Here is a 20,803-nt window from a genome sequence, read left to right on the forward strand (position 1 = left end):
TAAAGAAAGACCTGCTTCAATATGAGCTTTCAGCTTGAAGCAGGTCTTTTTTTATCTTTTGAATTTATTTGATTATATTTTATCCACAGTTTTATTCTAAATAGCACTATTTTAAATTCAAAAATCACTTATTTATCCACAGTTTTAAATTTTAAAGCTTATTATTTAATCTCTATTGATTTTCATAGACTTAGATTAAATCTGTTTAAAAATTGAATATTGAATAAATCCGGTCAACAGAATGAAGAGATGATGTTCTGATTTTAAATCGGCTGAAAAGTTTATTAAGGAAAATGTATTTAGTACTTTATTTAACCAATTTTTTATGTTAATAATATGTGACAAATCGAAAGTATCAACGATAAATAGATCACTGGATATAATATCTATGAAAATCGTGCAAGAAGAAAACTTACAATCTGTTGAACATCAAATGGGTCAGCGTTATCGTCTGGATAAAATGTCCTGCCTGTTTTTTGTTCTGGGCATGATGATTTCTGCCTACCTGCTGCATCAATTTATTTTTTAATCCGTATTCCATATCCCATAAAAAGCCCATCCTGATGATGGGCTTTTTCGTATACGCTGGATTAGCCGTTGCGTTTGGCAAAGTCATCCATAAAGTTAACCAGTGCCTGAACACCTTCAAGTGGCACGGCATTATAAATGCTGGCACGCATACCACCAACTGAACGGTGACCAGCCAGATTCAACAGATGATTGGCTTCCGCTTCTTGCAGGAACTGTTTTTCCAGATCGGCATTGGCCAGCGTAAATGGTACGTTCATGATCGAACGGTTGGCTTCAACAATCGGGTTGGCGTAGAAATCGCTTGAATCGATATAACCATAAAGCAGTTTGGCTTTTTCAAGGTTGGTCTGATGCATGGCATCAACCCCACCATTTTCCAGTAACCATTCAAAAACCAGACCGGATAAATACCAGGCATAGGTCGATGGCGTATTCACCATTGAACCATTTTTCGCCTGATCTGAATATTTCAGGATGCTTGGAATTTCCGGCTTGGCCTGATCCAGTAAATCTTCACGGATAATCACCAGGGTTAAACCTGCCGGGCCAATATTTTTCTGTGCACCCGCATAAATTAAACCAAACTTGCTAACATCTAGCGGTGCAGACAGAATGCTAGATGAATAGTCACACACCAACGGCTTGTCGGTTTCAGGAATGCTGGCAAATTGCAGACCACCAATGGTTTCATTGTCGGCATAATGCACATAAGCTGCATCTGCAGATAAATCCCACTCGCTTTGCGCGCTAATCGCATGTTTACCATCAATCTGAATACCTGCGTTCACGACATGAATATCGCCATAACGCTGTGCTTCTTTTAATGCTTTTTCAGACCAGATACCGGTATGGATATAATCGGCCTTGTTATTTTTACCGAGCAGGTTTAATGGAATTGCCGAGAATTGTAAGGATGCCCCACCCTGCAAGAACAGTACTTTATAGTTCTCAGGAATGTTCATGAGTTTGCGTAAATCGGCTTCTGCTTTTTCTGCAACCGCAACATAATCTTTGCTACGATGGCTCATTTCCATGATCGAAAGGCCTTTGCCGTGCCAGTCCAGCATTTCTGCTTGGGCTTTTTCTAATACGGCAGTGGGTAATGCAGCAGGGCCAGCACAGAAGTTGTACGCGCGCATGATTTTTCCTTGTCAAGGTGAAACACAATAAAATAGGCATTTAACCACATCTTGCTCAGGCTTGCACAAAATTATTTCAATCTTGCCACGCAGATACAGTCGAAAAATCAATATAGATTCACAAGATAATTTTAACCTTTCCAGCAGATTGGAAGCCTATCTCACTCTATATCTGGCCCAATGTGGATGACTTTTTTCTCTTGATTAAACATAATTTGCGCTGATCTTGAACATATATGCAGTAATATGCAGTGATCTGGTAAAGCTCCATAAAATGTAGTGATTAAGATTTAAATCACTCACCAAATACCTGAATATTCAGGTTACGGATTTTGCTGCTACCGTCCGGCTGGTCAAAGCTGACGTCATATTGCACCAGATTTTTTGGATATGCATATTCATAGCTAATCTTGTACTGCCCCGGCTGATTGCTACCGGTTTCAATACTTTTGGTCATCAGGGTACGCGATTTATATTCGCCTTTTGGAATCACCTTGGCGAAGCGTTTCATGACTTTCTGGTTGTCCTGAAAATGGCTTTTGAGTTCTGGCTCGAGATGATTCAGAAACTGCTCGAACTCGCCATCACGTAAATTGTCATAGGCCGCCTGTGCCACCTGTTCCTGCTGCGGACTCGGATTTGGAATGGCGTCCATGACTTTTTGACCCAGCTGATCACATCCGGCCAAAGCCAGAACACTCAAGCCCATCCATAATTTAAACTGCATATCGGGTTATTCCTGTACGGTACTGTGTAAAAAAGGACGCCGAAGCGTCCTTTTCATGAGAAGAAAAATTATTCTTCAGTCGGTTTTTCATCCTGCTCAGCAGCTGCTGCATCGGTCTCTACCGTATCTAAAGCTGTATTTTCATCAGCTAAATCTTCAGAAAATTCATCTTCTTCCACGGCTTCAATCGCTTCTACACCCACCAAGGTTTCATTTTCACCTAAACGGATTAAACGTACACCTTGCGCATTACGACCAGTTTCTGCCACTTCCGAAGCACGGGTACGTACCAGCGTACCGCCATCCGAAATCAGCATCAATTCTTTCGAGGCATCAATGGCCACCGCACCGACCAGTTCACCGTTACGTTCAGAGGTCTTGATCGCAATTACACCCTTACCGCCACGTTTTTTGGTCGGGAAGTCATCGACCGGAGTACGTTTACCATAACCATTGGCGGATGCACACAGCACTTCACCGGTTTCTGGCACCACGACCAGCGACACAATCCGGCTAACAAAATTGCTATCGGTTGCATCATCTTCGCTATCGGCTGTATCGTCTTCGGCCTCTTCCGCTTGAGCTGCACCAATGGTGACACGCATACCACGCACACCTTTGGCTGAACGGCCCATGGCACGAACATCAGTTTCAGCAAAACGGATTGCCTTACCTTCATTCGAGAACAGCATGATCTGCTGCTCGCCATCGGTAATCGCCACGCCAATCAGGGTGTCTTCTTCGTTCAGTTCAATGGCACGTAAACCGTTAGAACGCACATTGCTGAACTGCTCCAGCTCGACACGTTTAACCGTACCAGACGCTGTTGCCATAAACACATAGAAGTTTTTGCGCAGATTTTCAGCCTGCTCGGCAAATTCTGCAACAATTTCATCATCCAGGTCTGTGGCTGACAGCTCTAGGCCCAGCTGCTTTAACTGAACACGCAAGGCATCCGACAGATCATCACCATCTGCCAGTTCTGCAAATGCGGCTTCAAGTTCGGCATAATGGCTAGCAATTACTTGATTTTGCTGTAATTGTACTGAGTTGGCTTTCACAAAACTACGGAAATCGGCCAGACGCTCTTTGAATTTCTTCGGTGCATCAATTACTGGCAGAATCGCGGTAATGGTTTCATTGGCATCTAATGGCAACAGGTTGACAATTGGACGGCCTTTCGAACCACGTGAAGCTTGTGGCACTTCAAATACTTTCAGGCGATAGACCTTACCGACATCGGTAAAGCACAGTACGGTCGCGTGGTTCGAGGTGACAATCAGATGCTGGATATAATCATCTTCTTTCATGCTTGTGGCAGACTTACCACGACCACCACGGCGCTGAGCCTGATAATCGGACAATGGCTGAGTCTTGGCATAACCGGATTGTGAAACGGTTAACACCACCTGCTCTTCAGGAATTAAATCTTCACGCGAGAAGTCGATGCGGGATTCAACAATTTCAGTGCGACGTGCATCGCCATATTGCTGCAATACCAGCGCCAGCTCTTCACGAATCACCGCCATCAATAAATTAAAGTCATTTAAAATAGCAGTGTATTCAGCGATTTGCGCCAGAATTTCAGAATATTCTGCATGTAACTTGTCTTGTTCCAGACCGGTTAAGCGGTGTAAACGCAGTTCCAGAATCGCACCGACCTGCGCTGGAGAAAGACGATAAACATCTCCATCTAAACCAAATGGACGGCTTAAATCTTCACCTTCAATTTCATCCGGGCGAATAGACACGGAACCGGCTTTTTCCAGCAATGCCACCACACCACCAGCGGCCCATTCGCCAGCCTGTAAACGCTCACGCGCTTCGGCCGGGTTGGCAGAAGTTTTAATGGTTTCGATGATGGCATCAATATTCGCCAAAGCAACGGTCAGACCTTCCAAGATATGACCGCGTTCACGTGCTTTGCGCAGTTCATACATGGTACGGCGAGTCACCACTTCCTGGCGGTGACGGATAAACGCAGCAATGATGTCTTTCAGGTTCATCAGTTTTGGCTGGCCGTTGTCGAGGCAGACCATGTTGATACTGAACGAGTTTTCCAGCTGCGTGTTCAGGAACAGGTTATTGACGATGACTTCGGCGTTCTCACCACGTTTCAAGTCAATCGCAATGCGCATACCGTCTTTATCGGACTCGTCACGTAACTCCGAGATTCCTTCCAGTTTTTTCTCTTTAACCAGTTCAGCAATACGCTCAATGGTTTTGGCTTTGTTAACCTGATACGGAATTTCAGTAAAGACAATGGTGGTACGACCAGATTTCTGGTCTTCTTCAAAATGATATTTACCACGGATATGCAAACGGCCTTTACCGGTACGGTAAGCATCGACAATGCCCGATTTACCGTAAATGATGCCGCCTGTCGGGAAGTCTGGACCACTGATGTGTTCCATCAGGCCTTCAATGCTGATATTCGGATTATCGGCATAGGCCAGGCAGGCATTAATCACTTCGGTAAGGTTATGCGGTGCCATATTGGTCGCCATACCGACGGCAATACCGGCAGAACCATTCACCAGCAGGTTTGGAATACGGGTTGGCAGAACGTCAGGAATACGCTCCGAGCCATCGTAGTTATCGACCCAATCTACGGTATCTTTTTCCAGATCGGCCAGGAGTTCATGGGCCAGCTTGGTCATACGTACTTCGGTATAACGCATTGCGGCCGCACTATCGCCATCAATCGAACCGAAGTTACCCTGACCATCCACCAGTTGATAACGCAGACTGAAGTCTTGCGCCATACGAACGATGGTTTCATAGACTGCGAAATCGCCGTGTGGATGGTATTTACCGATCACATCACCCACAACACGGGCAGACTTTTTGTAGGCTTTGTTGTAGTCATTGCCCAATTCGTGCATTGCATAAAGCACACGACGATGAACAGGTTTTAAACCATCTCGTACATCTGGCAATGCCCGTGACACAATCACGCTCATTGCATAATCGAGATATGAATGCTTGAGTTCATCCTCAATGGCAATCGGTCTAATTTCCGATACGCTCATGCATACTCCTTGTTATACAAGCAGATTTCTGCCCGCATTTTATATCGTAAATTTGGCAAAAAATTTAACTCAAAACTTGAGTTAAAAAACGAAAATTTAGCTGGGAATTATAGCATAAATAGTCCTATTTTTGTGTCATCCTGTTCATCTTAATCTTGTTAATTTTCTAATGTTTAATGATTAAATTTTAACTCATTTTCAAAAAACCGAATTTGTAGAACTTGATTCACTTTTTATCAGAATAATCCAGCCCCGGATTTTGCATTTCCCATTAAAAAAAGCACGTCAATCTGCCCCAGATTGACGTGCTTGATCCCAGCAAAGCGATGTTTTAATTGGGCTGGTTGAGTACTTTCCGGTAAGTCATGACCGCAACCACCAGCAAAATAGGCAATAGCATCTCTACGCCTTCTTCAATGGTCATAATAATGACCTCGGTATGCTGCATCAGCTTGATATTAAAGTCTTCATTTAAAGTCGAGCTGGTACGGTCCAACAGCTTGCTCAAACCACCACACAATACCGTCAAGGCAATAAACAGGTAGGCAATATTCGGATTCGACTTAAATTGACGAACAGCCTGCACAAAAATCTTGGCCAGATTGAAAAATACGAAAATAATCGCCAACAGCAAGATAAAACCTAACAGCTTGTCCATAAAGGGAATTTCTGCACTGCGATAAAAATTGATTTTAATAAAGCTGTCATCGAACAGACGTTTATGAAAATCCATTTCCCTTAAGCCCAACAGCGCAGCGCCCAAAGCAGTAAAAAATACGTGTCTTTAACTTCAGCTCCGTATTCAGCACACACAGTACAGCCAGCAAATACCAGAGCCAGGCACTAAAGCTCTCAAACGGTCCCGACTCGCTAAACAGGAATTGAGTCACTTGAACAGGTGCAAATAAGGCGGTATGAACACAGACACCAATATAAATGCCGATCAGCAGAAAACTGATGAATAAGATGTGAGCAGTTTTGGACAGGGACATTACAACGCGGGACAAAAAATGAAAGGCGAATTCTATCACTTTTCATTCAAATGAAACACAAATCTTTTATAAGGCACAGTCATCCTTATTTTCAGGCCTAAAAAACGCCCCTGAACAAAACAGCAAAGTAAAAACTTTTACTGCTTGCGCAAGAGCGTCTTTTTAACCGAAGTTCAGGAATTAGATTTTAGAAACCAATTCTGGAACTACAGTGTTCAAGTCACCTACTAACCAGTAGTCAGCTACTGCATTAATTGGTGCTTCTTCATCTTTGTTGATCGCAACGATCACTTTAGAATCTTTCATACCGGCCAAGTGCTGGATCGCACCTGAGATACCCACAGCGATGTACAGATCAGGGGCAACGATTTTACCTGTTTGACCAACCTGCATATCGTTTGGAACGAAGCCCGCATCAACCGCTGCACGAGATGCACCTTGTGCTGCACCTAGCTTGTCTGCCAGTGGATCAAGTACTTTGTGATAGTTCTCACCTGAACCTACACCACGACCACCTGATACTACAATACGTGCAGCTGTTAATTCAGGACGTTCAGATTTCACGATTTCTTCGTTCACAAACTTAGAAATACCTGCATCGCCTGTAGATGCCGCAGCTTCAACCGCAGCTGAACCACCTTCCGCAGCAACCGCATCAAATGCTGTACCACGTACAGTACCAACAACAATTGCTTCTGAAGATTCAACAGTTGCAATCGCGTTACCGGCATAAATTGGACGCTTGAATGTATTTGGACTATCTACTGCAATAATGTCAGTAATCATGCTGACATCCAGCAATGCTGCAGCGCGAGGTAAAATGTTTTTACCTGTCGTTGTAGATGCTGCAAGGATATGGCTATAGCCTTTACCCAATTCAGCAACCAGTTTTGCGACATTTTCAGCCAGCTGATTTGCATAGGCAGCATCATCAGCCAGTAATACTTTGCTCACGCCCGCAACTTTAGCTGCCTGATCAGCAACTGCTTGCGCGCCAGAACCAGCAACCAATACAGTGATATCACCACCGATTTTTTGAGCTGCAGCCACAACGTTTAACGTTGCACCATTTAGTGCTTTGTTGTCGTGCTCAGCGATAACTAAAATACTCATGATTTATATCCTTCTGTATTAGATCACTTTCGCTTCATTTTTTAATTTTTCAACAAGCTCATCTACAGACTTCACTTGTACGCCCGCTTTACGTTCAGCTGGTGACTCAACTTTTACAGTTTTCAGTTTAGTCCCGGCTGATACACCGTAATCTGCAGGAGACTTGGTATCCAGCGGTTTTTTACGCGCTTTCATAATGTTTGGAAGTGCCGCATAACGTGGCTCATTCAAACGCAAGTCAGTCGTGATGATTGCTGGCAGTGATAATTCAACAGTTTGTAAACCGCCATCGATTTCACGTGTCACTTGTACTTTGTCGCCGTCTACTTTCACTTCAGAAGCGAATGTACCTTGACCTGCGCCCAGTAAAGCACCCAACATCTGACCCACCTGGTTTGAGTCATCATCGATTGCCTGTTTACCTAAAAGGATCAGTTGTGGCTGCTCTTGCTCAACAACACCTTTTAAAATTTTAGCCACTTCAAGTGCGCCAATTTCATCTGCAGTTTCAACTAAAATACCGCGGTCAGCACCAAGCGCCATAGCAGAACGGATTTGTTCCTGCGCTTCTTTAGGACCGATAGAAACAACAACGATTTCTGAAACTGTTCCTTTTTCTTTTAGACGAACCGCTTCTTCCACGGCGATTTCACAGAATGGGTTAATTGACATTTTAACGTTAGTAAGGTCAACCCCACTATTGTCCGGTTTAACGCGAACTTTAACGTTGGCATCAACCACACGTTTTACAGCAACAAGAGCCTTCATGTAATCCTCGGCTGTTTTAGTAAATGTAAAAGATGAGAAAAGTTAAGATAACTCTTCACTTAAATTTTTGTAGGTGTCTTATCTTGCAATGGGTTTGGCATTTCGGTCAAGTCACAATTGCCCAAGAAGCTGTAAAAATGCGTAAAAATAGCTGAACGTTGCGTTCATACTTTTTTCATCCAGCTTAACCCAGCTATATTTCAGCCAGATTAAGCTATATTTTAACCATTGATTTATATTATCTTTTTATCTTATGTATCACATCAGTTGTTCTGATTAACTAGCCAGCACAATAAAATGAATTATTATTCATTTTTTAACATAGCAGACCGAAACCTGGCTATTTTGATGTCATTTAGGATAGCAGTTTGTATCCCCTGCCAGACTTTGGTCTAAGATGACCATCGGTTCATTTCTGTTTTTGTAACAATTCTCTTTTTCACGCTCTCCATATAAAAAAGCATGTCGACCTAGGACATGCTTTTTCTAAATTTCACAGCTTAATTGACCATTAACCAGCTGGCCGCCAGCGCCAGTAAACCACCAGATGTACCATCAATCCACTTCTGTTTACGTTCATACAGCTGGGTTTTCTGGGTGATTTTGGCAAAGATCAGACTTAACGCGCAGTACACAATAAAAATTAGCCCAATAAAAATGCAGGACAATAACAAGCCTTGAGTAACGGTATTTCCAGTTTTATCAATAAACTGCGGCAAAATCGCAAAGTAAATCAGCATGCCTTTCGGATTCAATAGCGCCGTAAAAAATCCTTTGCGCACCGGATGACTGCTGCTGCGACTTTCAATCGCCAGCTTTTTCTTGCTCAATACCGACTTGAATAAACCCACCGCCAAATACAGCAAATATGCAATCCCTAACCAGCGAATCGCTTCAAATAATAGCGGAAAGAACACAATAATCGCGGCAATTCCCAACGCCACCAGAATCGAATGCACCAGATAACCACTACACACGCCGACTGTGGCCATCATGCCTGCTTTTGCATCTTTACCCATCACTTGCGACAAAATGAATAACATATCCGGCCCCGGCGTAAAAATCAGCGGCAACACAGTCAATGCAAAAAGTACCCATACAGACATTTCCTTTTTCCCGTCGTACTTGAGAAAGTGAAAATTAGTATCTGCGAAACGCTATAAAATAGGATTTCAAATATTCTATAATTTAAATAATTTTTCAAATTATCCTCTAATTTATGAAGTAATATCCAAAGTCTGTTCGAATAAAGCTGGATCGCATCGACAAAAATATCATTCGAGCTTTACAAAACAATGGCCGCATTCAGAATAACGATTTGGCCCGTGAAATTGGCCTGTCGCCGTACTCCTGCTTAAGACGGGTGAAAATTTTAGAAGAAGCCGGAGTAATCCAGAATTACACTACGGTGGTGGACCCGCATAAGATTGGGTTTCAACTGATTTTATTTTCCCGGATCTGGCTGGTCGGGCAGGATGCCGAAACTATTGATACCTTCATTGAGGCGATGAAAGAATTACCGCAGGTGATGGAGTGCTATATTATTTTGGGGGAATGCGATGCGATGCTGAAAGTGGTGGTGCCCGATTTAGAAAGTTATCGTAAATTTCAGTCCACCCATTTAACCAAAAAAAATGGCATCACCAGTGTCAAAACCGATTTGCCAAGTCAAATTATTAAACAGAGTTTTCAGCTGCCGCTGGAAGATTTATAAGCCTAGCCGGCGATTTTGAAGATTGTTAAGTTGCAGCACGCAAGATAACCTTCTCTTGCTATGCTGCACGTAGTGCTTATGTTTAAGCCTGCTGACCATCCAAAAAGTCGCGGTGCACGTGGCTTAAATCAATCAGGTCATATTCAGCCAGATTAAACACTTTCCAGACCTGCATAAAATCTTCAGTTGCATCGACGGTTTGGGTCAATTGCTGGCTTTCCTGCCACTGACGATCGGAAATCCATAAATAGCCTTGACCTGTTTCCGTATGAACCGCCTGCACCTTACCTTGTGCGTTAATGCCTTGAATCACGGCCTGTTCAGGTAAAATAGCCTGCATGGCTGGCAGGTTAATTTCCACAAAGTGTTTCACCTGTCTTAAACCATAACCGGCAAAAATTTCTTTTTGCGCCGGACTCAGCTGTTCATATTTTTGTTGAATATCCGAAATCATATCTATGCCTTTACATTTTTCCCAAATCATCAATCAGGTTGGGTCCTCGGAATTTTTGTGCTCGTTCTGAATATTACTCGAGTCAAAAATTAACCCTCTTTATACGCCATCTCCACCTTTATTTTTATTCTACAATGGTGGCACATGCTCATGCCTGACACCTCTATTCTAGTCTTTCACCCGTGAATTGAAAGTCCTTTTCACTTGCCTCAATTCAGCCCTGCTCTTTGCGCTGCGCCCTTGGATGAGCCTGATCATAAACCTGCGCCAAATGATCAAAATCGACATGAGTATAAATTTGCGTGGTGGTCAAATTACTGTGCCCCAACATCTCCTGCACCGCACGCAAATCACGGCTATTAGATAACATGTGGCTGGCAAAACAATGTCGCAATAAGTGCGGATGCAAATCGACATTGACACCAGCACGCTGGGCCTGCAACTTGACCCGGTTTTCAATTTGCCGCGCACCGAGTGGCTGACCTTTTTCCGTAATAAACAGCTGCGCATCCGGGACAAAATCACCCTGCCACAGCGGATAAATCTGTAGCCAGCGCATCACACTGTCTTTGGCTTTAGAACCAAACGGTACCACCCGGGTTTTATTGCCCTTACCGGTAATCCGCAATAACTGCCGGTTAAAATCCAGATCTTTAATTCTTAAGCCCTGTACTTCCGCCAGGCGCAATCCACTGGAATACAGCAGCTCTAAAATCGCTTTATCACGGACCCAGAGCTGTTTTTGCCGCTCTGACTCCGGCTCTGGCTGATCTAAAATCTGCTGTACCGTTTCAATATCGACCATGCCCGGCAAAGGACGTGGCTGACGTTTTAACTGAAAATCATCAGCCGGATTAAACGCCAAATAACTCCCCTGTTCAGCCCATTTCATAAACTGGCGAATAGAAGACAACATGCGCTGCAAACTGCTGGAACTCAGCTGCTGCGCTTCGACCTTATACGCCAGAAACTCACGTAAGTCAGCGGTTTCCACATCGGCCAGCGGCATGTTTTTCTGCTGACAAAAATGAAGGAAATCACCAACATCACGTGCATAAGCATGCAAAGTATGTGCCGACTGATGCTGGATTTCGCGTTGTTTCAGCCACATCTCCAGTAACTGTTCAGCACTTAACTTCATCACACCATCCTATGTTCTGGTAAAAAATTGTCTTTTAAAAAGTAGCTTTGCAAAAATAGTCGTGTAAAAAACGGTTGATCTCCCCGGCGACACGTTCAGCCTGCGAGGATGCAAACCAGTGATCAGCATCGGGCATAATCACCAATCGGGCATTCGGCAACTGCCGGGCCAGAAACTCACCAACGGCAACCGGACTCAATTCATCCTGATCGGCCCAAAGCAATAACACCGGCAGATCAATACTGGCCAATTGTTCCGGATGATAATAGGTCTGATCTTCCACAAACCACTGCGGCAGCTTGGCCCATTGCAGGGGCTCAATCTCACGCCAGTCTTTGGCCTGAAACGGAGTTAAATCCAGTCCGCCCGAAGTAGCCATTAACACCAAGGCCCGAAGTCTATTCGGCTGCTGCAATGCAGCGGCTATGGCCAACACTCCGCCCATCGACTGGGCAATCAGAATGCTGTCCTCTTCAATCTGACTGATCACCCGCGTTTTCAGATCGGCCAGACTCTGAATGCTGGCATCGGCTTCTACCCCATCAAAACCGGGATAAGCAATCACGGTTTTCCGGGCCGATGCTGGCAACCGGGCCATTAACGGCTGCCAGAATTGCTGACTACCTGAGGCACCCGGCAGAAAAACAAGTTTATGCATCATCATGGCTCTGCAGGCAAAACTCAAATCATCCTAACATAAAAAAGCACCGTGAATAGAACGGTGCTTTTGTATAGGAGATAGTCAGATTAGCCCTGGAAATAACGTAAATCCAGACGGCCTTCATAGACATTGGCAGTTGGACCGGTCATCCAGACCACATCGCCTTCTTTCCATTCGATCTGTAACTTGCCACCCGCCAGCTCAATTTCAACTTTGCTGGCCAGTAAGCCACGGCGCATCCCGGAAACCGCTGCCGCACACGCGCCCGTACCGCAGGCCAGCGTTTCACCGACACCACGTTCAAACACACGTAAACGGGCATGCTGTTCATCCAGAATTTGCATAAAGCCGGCGTTCACGCGCTGCGGGAAACGCTCATGCGATTCAATTTGTGGACCTAAACGTGCGACATCAGCCGTCAAAATATCCTGCACAATGGTCACCGCATGCGGATTACCCATATTGACCACATCAATGCTCAACTTCTCTTCATTGGCCAGCATCAGGTCATATAAGTTGTCCGGTTCATCGGCAATAAACGGAATTTCTTGCGGCAGGAATTTCGGCTGCCCCATATTTACCCGCACCCAGCCATTTTGACCCAGTTCCGGCTCAACAATTCCGGCTTTGGTTTGCACCTTGATTTTGGTTTTGCTGGTCAGCTGGCGCTCATGCACAAAACGGGCAAAACAGCGCACGCCATTGCCACACTGCTCGACTTCTGAACCATCGGCATTAAAAATACGGTATTTAAAATCGGCATTCGGAACATCAGGTGGCTCAACCACCAGCAACTGGTCAAACCCCACACCAAAGTGACGGTCGGCCAGACGCTGAATGGTCAGACTATCGAAATAGGCGCGCTGGCTGATTAAATCAACCACCATAAAGTCATTGCCCAGACCATGCATCTTGGTAAATTCTAAAAACATCCTGATTTACTCCTTAAGGCAATAAACGCTCACGTTCCCAGAGTGATTCAATGGTTTCACGTTCACGAATCAGATGTGCCTGATCACCATCGACCATCACTTCTGCAGCACGGCCACGGCTGTTGTAGTTGGAGCTCATCACAAAACCATAAGCGCCGGCACCCAGCACTGCCAGTACATCGTTTTCCTGAATGGCAAGATCACGCTCTTTACCAAGGAAATCACCTGTTTCACAGATGGCACCGACTACATCCCACTGTTGGGTTGCGACATCGGTACGTGGCGTCACCGGCTGAATGTCCATCCACGCTTCATATAAAGCAGGACGAATCAGGTCATTCATTGCCGCATCAATAATTGCGAAATTACGGTGATTGGTCGGTTTGAGTAAATCGACTTTGGTCAGCAGCACACCGGCATTGGCGGAAATACTCCGGCCCGGTTCCATATACACTTTCAGGCCCAGTTTTTCTAAAGCCGGGCGCAGTGCATTGGCATATTCTTCAACCGATGGCGGAGTTTCATCTTTATAGGTCACGCCCAAACCACCACCAATATCAATGTGTTTGAGTGTAATGCCCATCTGTTTCAGCTGCTCAATCATCAGCATGACCCGATCCAGCGCATCAACAAAAGGCTGGGTTTCAGTCAGCTGTGAACCGATATGGCAGTCAATCCCGACAATGTCCAGATTAGGTAACGATGCCGCATATTGATAGGTATCAAATACACTATCTGATGGAATACCGAATTTGTTTTCTTTTAAACCGGTTGAAATATAAGGATGGGTTTTGGCATCGACATTCGGATTCACTCGTAAAGAAATTGGCGCTTTAACCTTCAGTTCAGCCGCCACTTTCTGAATCCGATCCAGCTCTGCATAGGATTCAACGTTAAAGCAGGCAATGCCCACTTCCAGTGCTTTTTTAATGTCAGCTTCGGTTTTGCCCAAACCAGAAAAAACGATTTTCGAAGCATCACCACCGGCTTTCAATACGCGTGCCAGCTCGCCGCCGGTCACGATATCAAAACCCGCACCGAGCTTGGCCAATACATTCAGCACCGCAATATTGGAGTTTGACTTGACCGCAAAACAGATTTGATGGTCGATAAAGCCAAAAGCACGATCCATATCTAAATAATGCTTTTCAAAGGTTGCTTTTGAATAAACATAAAGTGGTGTGCCAAATTGCTGCGCCAGCTGTTGTAAAGAACATTGTTCGGCGTGCAAAACCCCATTGATGCGGGTGAAACTCATGAATGTATCCTTTCTATGAACGTTAAGGTGTCGTCGTGGAATTCGAAGCTACAGGTGCAGCAAACTGTTGCTGTACCGGTGCAGGTGTCGGCTCTTCAGGATGTTGCTCTGAATCGACATTGGGATATAACAGATATTTGGCACGTTTGTCGTAATTTGGATCACTCGGCAACTGTAAAGCTCCCGATTGACCACAACCGACCAGTACAAAACTGGCTGTCAATAAACTGATGCAGCAAATGACAGAACGCATCTGACCACCTATTTAAAATTTTCAATGAAGTATAACGCGATCACTGCTGTGACCAAAGTGTTAAACGCTAGAGATTAGCTTGTGCTATAAAAAAACGCCAATTGGACACTGACGTTTTTTGTTGTGCAATGGCTTATTTCTGTTTTGGCTTATAGAAACCGAAATAGCCAATCAGCAGAATCACAAACCAGATCGGACTGATCATTAAGGCTTGCAAGGTATCTGACTCCAGAGACAGCACATAGATCATACTAATAAAGAAGATGATCACCATCCAGCAGGTGAACAGGCCACCCGGCAATTTAAAAGTCGACTGGGCATGCAGTTCCGGACGGGTTTTGTAATAGACAATATAGCTCCAGATAATAATCAGCCAGACGCAAATAAACAGAATGGTCGAAAGCGTGGTCGCCAACGTAAAGGCTTTCACGGTATCGGGTACAAAGTATTGTAACGCCGCACCCAACAGCAGACACACCGCCGAGAAATACAACGCATTGGCTGGTACTGCACGTTTATTTAAACGGCCAAAAGCTTTAGGACCCTGCTGCTCACGTGACAGACCAAACAGCATCCGGCTGGTCGAGAATACGCCACTGTTCATCGACGACATCACCGAAGACAGTACCACCAGGTTCATGATAATCGCCGCGGCCGCAATACCCGCCTGACTGAACAGGTTTACAAACGGTGAGATATTTGGATCAATCTGGTTCCATGGCGTTACCGACATCACAATTAATAAGGCCAATACATAGAAAATGATGATACGTACCGGAATCGAGTTCACTGCTTTCGGCAGGTTTTTCTCTGGATCTTTGGTTTCAGCCGCTGTGGTACCGACCAGTTCTACCCCAACAAAGGCAAAAATCGCAATCTGGAAACCGGCCAAGAAGCCCATAGTACCTGTCGGGAACAGGCCGCCATGACTCCAGATATGTGTAAAGGATGCGACTGTGCCGGCATCTGAGGTAAAACCGGTAAAAATCATCCATAAACCGACTGCAATCAGCACAATAATGGCAATAATTTTAATCAGCGCAAACCAGAACTCCATTTCACCAAACAGCTTCACGGTCACCAGGTTTAAGCCCATGATGAAGACAATAGCTGCAATACTAATCATCACCCCTTCTTCAGGTGTAAACGGTATCCTGCCATTAAAGAATTGCAGGTAATAAATAATCGCCGACAGGTCTGCAATGCCGATGGTGATCCAGCACAGCCAGTAGGTCCAGCCGACGAAATAGCCGGCCCACGGGCCAATCAGGTCGGTGCTGAAATCAATAAAGGATTTATATTGCAGATTGGACAGCAACAGTTCGCCCAGCGCCCGCATCACGCAGAACACCATAAAACCAATAATCATATAAATAATCAGGATCGATGGCCCGGCCAGGCTGATGGTTTTGCCTGAGCCCATGAACAATCCTGTTCCAATGGCGCCACCAATGGCAATCAGCTGTAAATGCCGGTTAGATAAACTTCGCTGCAGATCGCCTTTTTCTTGTGACGAATTTGTATTTTGATACGACATTATTGAATTCAACTTCAGTGTTAACCACGACAAACTAACGTAAAAGAAATCAGAAAACAAAAAGAAATGCCGCTTCATCTATATTTTCTGCGGAATAATTAAATTTAATTTATCTTTCTTATAACAAAAAGTTATCAATTTATCCAAAGGGAGGATTGACAAGGTTTATATCAATTTTCTTGTCAAAACATAAATTCTGTGTAACAAATAAAAATGCAGCACGCAACTATATCTCTTGCTCAGGATGAGCATGGCATATCAATTGCTTATATAGAAAACAAAATATCTATTTTGAGACATAAGAAGAAACAATGATGCAAGATTTACAAACACTCATGGAAACCCTTAGTGGCTGGGTCTGGGGCCCATATATGCTGGTGCTGATTGTCGGTACCGGGATATTCCTGACCTTCCGCCTGCTGTTCTGGCAATTCCGGATGCTGCCGTTGGCCTTTAAACAGGTTTTTGGCAAACACCCGGACAAACATTCCGGCGATATTTCCCAATTCGCCTCCCTCATGACCGCACTTTCTGCCACCATTGGTACCGGTAATATTGCCGGTGTGGCCACAGCCTGCGTACTCGGTGGTCCGGGCGCCGTATTCTGGATGTGGATGACTGCCCTGTTCGGGATGGCGACCAAATATGGTGAAGGTGTTTTGGCGGTCAAATACCGGGTAAAAAACGAGAAAGGTGAAATGTCCGGTGGTCCAATGTATTACATTGAACGTGGCCTGAAATGGAAATGGCTGGCGCTGATTTTCGCCTTTTTCGGTGCAGTGGCCTCCTTCGGGATTGGTAGCTCGGTGCAATCCAACACGGTAGCACTGGCCGTTGAAAATGGCTTTGGCCTGGAAACCTGGATTACCGGCATCATCATTACCGTATTTTCAGCCCTGGTAATTCTGGGCGGGATTAAATCCATCGCCAAAGCCTCTTCGGTTATTGTGCCGATTATGGCGGTTGGTTATATGGCCGGTGGTTTGGTCATCATCCTGAATAACCTTGAACTGGTGGTGCCAGCACTCAAAATGATTGTCACCTATGCCTTTACCGGTGAAGCTGCCGCAGGTGGTGCGATTGGTGCCGCGATCCGTTATGGTGTTGCGCGCGGGGTCTTCTCCAATGAAGCCGGTATGGGTTCTGCGCCAATTGCTGCCGCTGCGGCCAAAACCGACCATCCGGCACGTCAGGGTCTGGTTTCAATGACTGGTACCTTTATTGACACCATTATTGTCTGTTCAATTACCGGTATTGTGCTGGTCATGGGCTTTATTATGGCCGGCCAGTCTTTTGGTGATCAGAACGGTGCAGTACTGACCATTAGCGTATTCGACAAACTGCTGCCGGGAATCGGGGGCTGGGTGGTGACTTTCGGGGTGATCTTCTTTGCCTATTCGACTATTTTAGGCTGGAGCTATTACGGTGAAAAATGTGCGACCTATCTGCTTGGTGAGAAATTTGTACTGCCGTATCGCCTGATTTACATTGCGTCGGTGTTTATTGGCTGTGTCGCAACTCTAGATCTGGTCTGGCTGTTTGCCGATACCTTTAATGGTTTAATGGCAGTACCGAACTTGATTGCCTTATTGCTGCTGTCGGGTGTAATTGCCAAAGAATCGAAAGATTTTATTGCACGACGCAAATCCGGCGAACTTTACTAAAGCGTTTAGACAAAACTACAAGATTAACCACCTGCGGGTGGTTTTTCTTTGCCGCTGTATCAACAATTTGAAAATCAGCATTTCCTCTGTATGCTGTGGGGCAAGATTTAAAAAACACATTCCAGACGTTTATTTATGGCAAAAGCAAAAAGTGTCTATCGCTGTGAACAATGCGGCGCAGATCATCCCAAATGGGCCGGTCAATGTTCAGACTGTGGTGAATGGAACTGTTTAACCGAAGTCAGTATTGCCCCTGCGGTGACCCATCGTGCCCAGCCACGCATGGGCGGCGGCTATGCCGGTCAGGCTTCAACTGTAACAACTTTAAACCAGATTTCAGTCTCTACCGAAACCCGCCTTGCCACCGGTATTGGCGAATTTGACCGGGTACTTGGTGGTGGTCTGGTCACTGGTTCAGTGGTGCTGATTGGTGGTGATCCCGGGATTGGGAAATCGACCATTTTGCTGCAAACCGCGACCCATATGGCCGCCAGCAACAGCGCAGCCTTATATGTCACCGGTGAAGAATCCTTATCGCAGGTGGCCTTACGCGCGCAGCGACTGGATTTACCGACCGATCAGCTCAAAGTGATGGCTGAAACCTGTGTGGAACGGATTTGTGAGGTGCTGGCCCAGCAACGTCCTGCGGTAGCAATTCTGGACTCTATCCAGACCTTATATACTGAAACCTTACAATCTGCACCGGGTGGCGTATCGCAAATCCGTGAATCGGCGGCGCTCCTGACCCGTTTTGCCAAAAATAGTGGCACAGCATTGTTTATTGTCGGTCATGTGACCAAAGAAGGTGCATTGGCCGGGCCACGTGTGCTGGAACATATGGTGGACTGTGTGCTGTATTTTGAAGGTCAGTCCGATTCCCGCTACCGGATGATTCGTGCGGTCAAAAACCGTTTTGGCGCGGTCAATGAACTGGGCGTGTTTGGCATGACCGATAAAGGCTTGCGTGAAGTGGCCAATCCGTCAGCGATTTTCCTGAGCCGTTATGATGAAGCCATTCCCGGCTCAATTGTGATGATTAGCCGCGAAGGTACACGACCGCTGTTGGTGGAAGTACAGGCACTGGTCGATGATGCACATGGTCAGCCGCGCCGGGTTGCACTCGGCTTAGAACAAAACCGGCTGAATATGCTGCTGGCGGTGATGCATCGTCATGGTGGTGTGCAGACGTCCGGTCAGGATGTCTATGTCAATATTGTCGGCGGGCTGAAAATTACCGAAACCGGCTCCGATCTGGCGGTGCTGCTGGCCTGTGCTTCGAGTATTCGCGGCAAAGCCCTGCCCCAGCAACTGGCGGTGTTTGGTGAAGTCGGTTTATCCGGTGAAATCCGTCCGGTGCCGAATGGTCAGGAACGTCTAAAAGAAGCGATTAAACATGGCTTTAAATATATTATTTTGCCACGTGCCAATGCACCGCAAAAAGCGATTCCAGGGGTGCAGGTGATTGCGGTGGCCCGTTTGCATGAAGCCCTGAGCGAGGCCATGAGTTTAAGTGAAGAACTGCACTAGAGCCTTTGCCCTATTTTTTGAGCTTTTCATGTGAAAAAAGCTGAATTCTGTATTGAAATTCGGGACAAATGCCTGCATAAATACAGGGCGATAAATTTCTTTTTTAAATAGGAAAAATTGATGGAAGTTCGACAGCGTGGTTTGATGGCTGGTATTTTAACAGCTGCCCTCTTGGTTGCCCCTTTAGCAGCCGAAGCAAAACGTGCCGGTGGTGGTAAAAGCCATGGCATGAGCCGTTCAGCAACACCAACTCAATCTTACCAACAGCCTCGTCAAGCTACTCCTGCACAACAGCCTGCTACTGCGCCTGCGCAGCAAAAATCTGGTCCGGGTGTCGGTGGTATGGTCGCTGCGGGTGTTGCAGGTGCTGCGATTGGTGCAGTGGCTGCCAATGCCTTAGCAGATGATCAGCCAGCCAGCCAGGCACAGGCTCAACAGGAGGAAGAAGGAGGAATTCCAGGCTGGATCTGGATTCTCCTCGCTGCAGCAGTCGCCTTCTTCATTTTCCGCAAGATGGGCGCAAAAAAAAAATTAGCAGCCAATAACCCGTATGCGCCAAATAACGGTGCCAACAACGCACCGTTTGGTCAATCTGCTGCTGCACCACGTGCCGGTGGCGATAACACCAATATCTTTGGTCAGAACGTAGGTGGTTCAACCCCAACCAACAATGCGCCATTTGGTGCAGCACCGGTCAATAATGCTGCCTTTGGTACCGCGTACACCAACAGTGGTAACCAGTTACCAGATGGTACGGAGCCAGCAGCCTTTCTGCGTGTTGCACGTCAGCGTTTTAACCATATTCAGTCTATGAATACGGCCAGCAATATTGCTGAAATTCAGCGTTATTTAACCCCTGATCTGTACCAGTCGATGTATCAGGACATCATGGCCAATCAGGATCAGGATGTGGCTGAGTTTTCTAACCTAAATGCGATGGTGGTCGATTCTGCTACTGAAAATGGTCAGTATGTGGTGAGTGTGCGCTTTACCGGTACGGTGAGTGAAGATTTAAACAGCTTGCCACAGCCATTCACTGAAATCTGGCATTTTGTTAAGCCAGCAGGCTCTAGCCAGGACTGGTTGGTTGCGGGTATCCAGCAAGAACACTAATTAAACCTAAGATCAAAAACGGCGGCTTCGGCCGCTGTTTTTGTTTTTGCACCGCCTGCGGAATGTTATTCATTTAGTTGCTTTATTTTGTCCCCAACCGATTATCTCGAGGGATGGAAAGACCTAGAGATGTGACACAGCGATCATCTCTATAAGACGGTATGTCTGCTCTGCGCCATTCAGTACGTTCCTACGTATTTTCGCTTGATCTTACAATATCGCTCTTCACTAACAGACTGCTGATAAA

The 20,803-nt window shown here is 45.7% G+C and carries 19 protein-coding genes; 5 read left to right on the plus strand and 14 right to left on the minus strand.

Annotated elements, in window-relative coordinates:
* Window positions 1–388: 388 nt before the first annotated feature.
* Window positions 389–529 (plus strand): hypothetical protein, encoded by a 141-nt coding sequence (locus FTT63_RS01925; protein ID WP_005176552.1) that lies wholly within the window; start codon window positions 389–391, stop codon window positions 527–529.
* Window positions 530–590: 61 nt separating this feature from the next.
* On the opposite strand, the gene serC is transcribed toward FTT63_RS01925, so the two are convergent.
* The 7 genes from serC to FTT63_RS01960 form a co-directional block, all read right to left on the minus strand.
* Window positions 591–1,670, minus strand: coding sequence for a 3-phosphoserine/phosphohydroxythreonine transaminase (serC, locus tag FTT63_RS01930; protein ID WP_045795159.1), 1,080 nt, complete (start codon window positions 1,668–1,670; stop codon window positions 591–593).
* Window positions 1,671–1,965: 295 nt separating this feature from the next.
* The gene (locus tag FTT63_RS01935) at window positions 1,966–2,397 is read right to left on the minus strand and encodes a DUF3887 domain-containing protein (RefSeq protein ID WP_168383521.1); all 432 of its coding nucleotides are present in this window, start codon (window positions 2,395–2,397) and stop codon (window positions 1,966–1,968) included.
* A 68-nt stretch (window positions 2,398–2,465) separates the two neighbouring features.
* Window positions 2,466–5,429, minus strand: a complete 2,964-nt coding sequence (gene gyrA, locus FTT63_RS01940; protein ID WP_180191926.1) for a DNA gyrase subunit A — start codon at window positions 5,427–5,429, stop codon at window positions 2,466–2,468.
* A gap of 331 nt (window positions 5,430–5,760) precedes the next feature.
* Window positions 5,761–6,162 (minus strand): hypothetical protein, encoded by a 402-nt coding sequence (locus FTT63_RS15690; RefSeq protein ID WP_227554666.1) that lies wholly within the window; start codon window positions 6,160–6,162, stop codon window positions 5,761–5,763.
* Between the two features lie 439 nt (window positions 6,163–6,601).
* The gene (locus tag FTT63_RS01950; protein ID WP_005176532.1) at window positions 6,602–7,534 is read right to left on the minus strand and encodes an FAD-binding protein; all 933 of its coding nucleotides are present in this window, start codon (window positions 7,532–7,534) and stop codon (window positions 6,602–6,604) included.
* A gap of 18 nt (window positions 7,535–7,552) precedes the next feature.
* The gene (locus FTT63_RS01955; protein ID WP_005176529.1) at window positions 7,553–8,302 is read right to left on the minus strand and encodes an electron transfer flavoprotein subunit beta/FixA family protein; all 750 of its coding nucleotides are present in this window, start codon (window positions 8,300–8,302) and stop codon (window positions 7,553–7,555) included.
* A gap of 500 nt (window positions 8,303–8,802) precedes the next feature.
* Entirely contained in the window at window positions 8,803–9,408 is a 606-nt protein-coding gene (locus FTT63_RS01960; RefSeq protein WP_180191927.1) for a LysE family translocator, read from the minus strand.
* Between the two features lie 140 nt (window positions 9,409–9,548).
* Between FTT63_RS01960 and FTT63_RS01965 the strand changes: the two genes are divergently transcribed.
* On the plus strand, window positions 9,549–10,016 hold the full coding sequence (locus FTT63_RS01965) for an Lrp/AsnC family transcriptional regulator (RefSeq protein WP_127800405.1): 468 nt from the start codon (window positions 9,549–9,551) through the stop codon (window positions 10,014–10,016).
* A gap of 82 nt (window positions 10,017–10,098) precedes the next feature.
* Here FTT63_RS01965 and FTT63_RS01970 read toward each other — a convergent pair whose 3' ends face one another.
* The 7 genes from FTT63_RS01970 to FTT63_RS02000 all read right to left on the minus strand — a co-directional run bounded on the left by FTT63_RS01970 (window position 10,099) and on the right by FTT63_RS02000 (window position 16,252).
* Entirely contained in the window at window positions 10,099–10,470 is a 372-nt protein-coding gene (locus FTT63_RS01970) for a hypothetical protein (RefSeq protein WP_034597425.1), read from the minus strand.
* Window positions 10,471–10,684: 214 nt separating this feature from the next.
* The gene (locus tag FTT63_RS01975) at window positions 10,685–11,611 is read right to left on the minus strand and encodes a tyrosine recombinase XerC (protein WP_075167151.1); all 927 of its coding nucleotides are present in this window, start codon (window positions 11,609–11,611) and stop codon (window positions 10,685–10,687) included.
* Window positions 11,612–11,645: 34 nt separating this feature from the next.
* Window positions 11,646–12,269: an alpha/beta fold hydrolase gene (locus FTT63_RS01980; RefSeq protein WP_164844958.1), complete on the minus strand. Its 624-nt coding sequence runs from the start codon at window positions 12,267–12,269 to the stop codon at window positions 11,646–11,648.
* A gap of 89 nt (window positions 12,270–12,358) precedes the next feature.
* Entirely contained in the window at window positions 12,359–13,204 is an 846-nt protein-coding gene (gene dapF / locus FTT63_RS01985; RefSeq protein WP_016659990.1) for a diaminopimelate epimerase, read from the minus strand.
* 13 nt (window positions 13,205–13,217) lie between these two features.
* Window positions 13,218–14,462, minus strand: a complete 1,245-nt coding sequence (gene lysA, locus FTT63_RS01990; protein WP_180191928.1) for a diaminopimelate decarboxylase — start codon at window positions 14,460–14,462, stop codon at window positions 13,218–13,220.
* 22 nt (window positions 14,463–14,484) lie between these two features.
* The gene (locus FTT63_RS01995) at window positions 14,485–14,715 is read right to left on the minus strand and encodes a lipoprotein (RefSeq protein ID WP_016659988.1); all 231 of its coding nucleotides are present in this window, start codon (window positions 14,713–14,715) and stop codon (window positions 14,485–14,487) included.
* A gap of 133 nt (window positions 14,716–14,848) precedes the next feature.
* Window positions 14,849–16,252 carry an amino acid permease gene (locus FTT63_RS02000; protein WP_180191929.1) on the minus strand — a complete coding sequence of 468 codons (1,404 nt, stop codon included), beginning with the start codon at window positions 16,250–16,252 and terminating at the stop codon, window positions 14,849–14,851.
* A gap of 314 nt (window positions 16,253–16,566) precedes the next feature.
* Here FTT63_RS02000 and FTT63_RS02005 point away from each other — a divergent pair, with 314 nt between their 5' ends.
* The 3 genes from FTT63_RS02005 to FTT63_RS02015 all read left to right on the plus strand — a co-directional run bounded on the left by FTT63_RS02005 (window position 16,567) and on the right by FTT63_RS02015 (window position 20,556).
* Window positions 16,567–17,916, plus strand: coding sequence for a sodium:alanine symporter family protein (locus FTT63_RS02005; protein ID WP_034597619.1), 1,350 nt, complete (start codon window positions 16,567–16,569; stop codon window positions 17,914–17,916).
* A 135-nt stretch (window positions 17,917–18,051) separates the two neighbouring features.
* Window positions 18,052–19,443, plus strand: coding sequence for a DNA repair protein RadA (gene radA, locus FTT63_RS02010; RefSeq protein WP_016659986.1), 1,392 nt, complete (start codon window positions 18,052–18,054; stop codon window positions 19,441–19,443).
* 120 nt (window positions 19,444–19,563) lie between these two features.
* Complete coding sequence (locus FTT63_RS02015; RefSeq protein ID WP_180191930.1) at window positions 19,564–20,556, plus strand: Tim44 domain-containing protein; 993 nt, start codon at window positions 19,564–19,566, stop codon at window positions 20,554–20,556.
* Window positions 20,557–20,803: the final 247 nt, after the last annotated feature.

Source organism: Acinetobacter sp. C15, assembly GCF_013420645.1.
In the GTDB taxonomy this organism is placed as follows: Bacteria; Pseudomonadota; Gammaproteobacteria; order Pseudomonadales; family Moraxellaceae; genus Acinetobacter; species Acinetobacter indicus.

What these genes read in the sequence shown, in the direction of transcription:
- FTT63_RS02015 (WP_180191930.1), top strand. Translation starts at nt 19,564, where the DNA reads ATGGAAGTTCGACAGCGTGGTTTGATGGCTGGTATTTTAACAGCTGCC.
- FTT63_RS01960 (WP_180191927.1), bottom strand. Translation starts at nt 9,408, where the DNA reads ATGTCTGTATGGGTACTTTTTGCATTGACTGTGTTGCCGCTGATTTTT.
- dapF (WP_016659990.1), bottom strand. Translation starts at nt 13,204, where the DNA reads ATGTTTTTAGAATTTACCAAGATGCATGGTCTGGGCAATGACTTTATG.
- FTT63_RS01975 (WP_075167151.1), bottom strand. Translation starts at nt 11,611, where the DNA reads ATGAAGTTAAGTGCTGAACAGTTACTGGAGATGTGGCTGAAACAACGC.
- FTT63_RS02005 (WP_034597619.1), top strand. Translation starts at nt 16,567, where the DNA reads ATGCAAGATTTACAAACACTCATGGAAACCCTTAGTGGCTGGGTCTGG.
- radA (WP_016659986.1), top strand. Translation starts at nt 18,052, where the DNA reads ATGGCAAAAGCAAAAAGTGTCTATCGCTGTGAACAATGCGGCGCAGAT.
- FTT63_RS15690 (WP_227554666.1), bottom strand. Translation starts at nt 6,162, where the DNA reads ATGGATTTTCATAAACGTCTGTTCGATGACAGCTTTATTAAAATCAAT.
- serC (WP_045795159.1), bottom strand. Translation starts at nt 1,670, where the DNA reads ATGCGCGCGTACAACTTCTGTGCTGGCCCTGCTGCATTACCCACTGCC.
- FTT63_RS01995 (WP_016659988.1), bottom strand. Translation starts at nt 14,715, where the DNA reads ATGCGTTCTGTCATTTGCTGCATCAGTTTATTGACAGCCAGTTTTGTA.
- FTT63_RS01955 (WP_005176529.1), bottom strand. Translation starts at nt 8,302, where the DNA reads ATGAAGGCTCTTGTTGCTGTAAAACGTGTGGTTGATGCCAACGTTAAA.
- FTT63_RS01980 (WP_164844958.1), bottom strand. Translation starts at nt 12,269, where the DNA reads ATGCATAAACTTGTTTTTCTGCCGGGTGCCTCAGGTAGTCAGCAATTC.
- FTT63_RS01950 (WP_005176532.1), bottom strand. Translation starts at nt 7,534, where the DNA reads ATGAGTATTTTAGTTATCGCTGAGCACGACAACAAAGCACTAAATGGT.
- FTT63_RS02000 (WP_180191929.1), bottom strand. Translation starts at nt 16,252, where the DNA reads ATGTCGTATCAAAATACAAATTCGTCACAAGAAAAAGGCGATCTGCAG.
- lysA (WP_180191928.1), bottom strand. Translation starts at nt 14,462, where the DNA reads ATGAGTTTCACCCGCATCAATGGGGTTTTGCACGCCGAACAATGTTCT.
- FTT63_RS01970 (WP_034597425.1), bottom strand. Translation starts at nt 10,470, where the DNA reads ATGATTTCGGATATTCAACAAAAATATGAACAGCTGAGTCCGGCGCAA.
- FTT63_RS01935 (WP_168383521.1), bottom strand. Translation starts at nt 2,397, where the DNA reads ATGCAGTTTAAATTATGGATGGGCTTGAGTGTTCTGGCTTTGGCCGGA.
- FTT63_RS01925 (WP_005176552.1), top strand. Translation starts at nt 389, where the DNA reads ATGAAAATCGTGCAAGAAGAAAACTTACAATCTGTTGAACATCAAATG.
- gyrA (WP_180191926.1), bottom strand. Translation starts at nt 5,429, where the DNA reads ATGAGCGTATCGGAAATTAGACCGATTGCCATTGAGGATGAACTCAAG.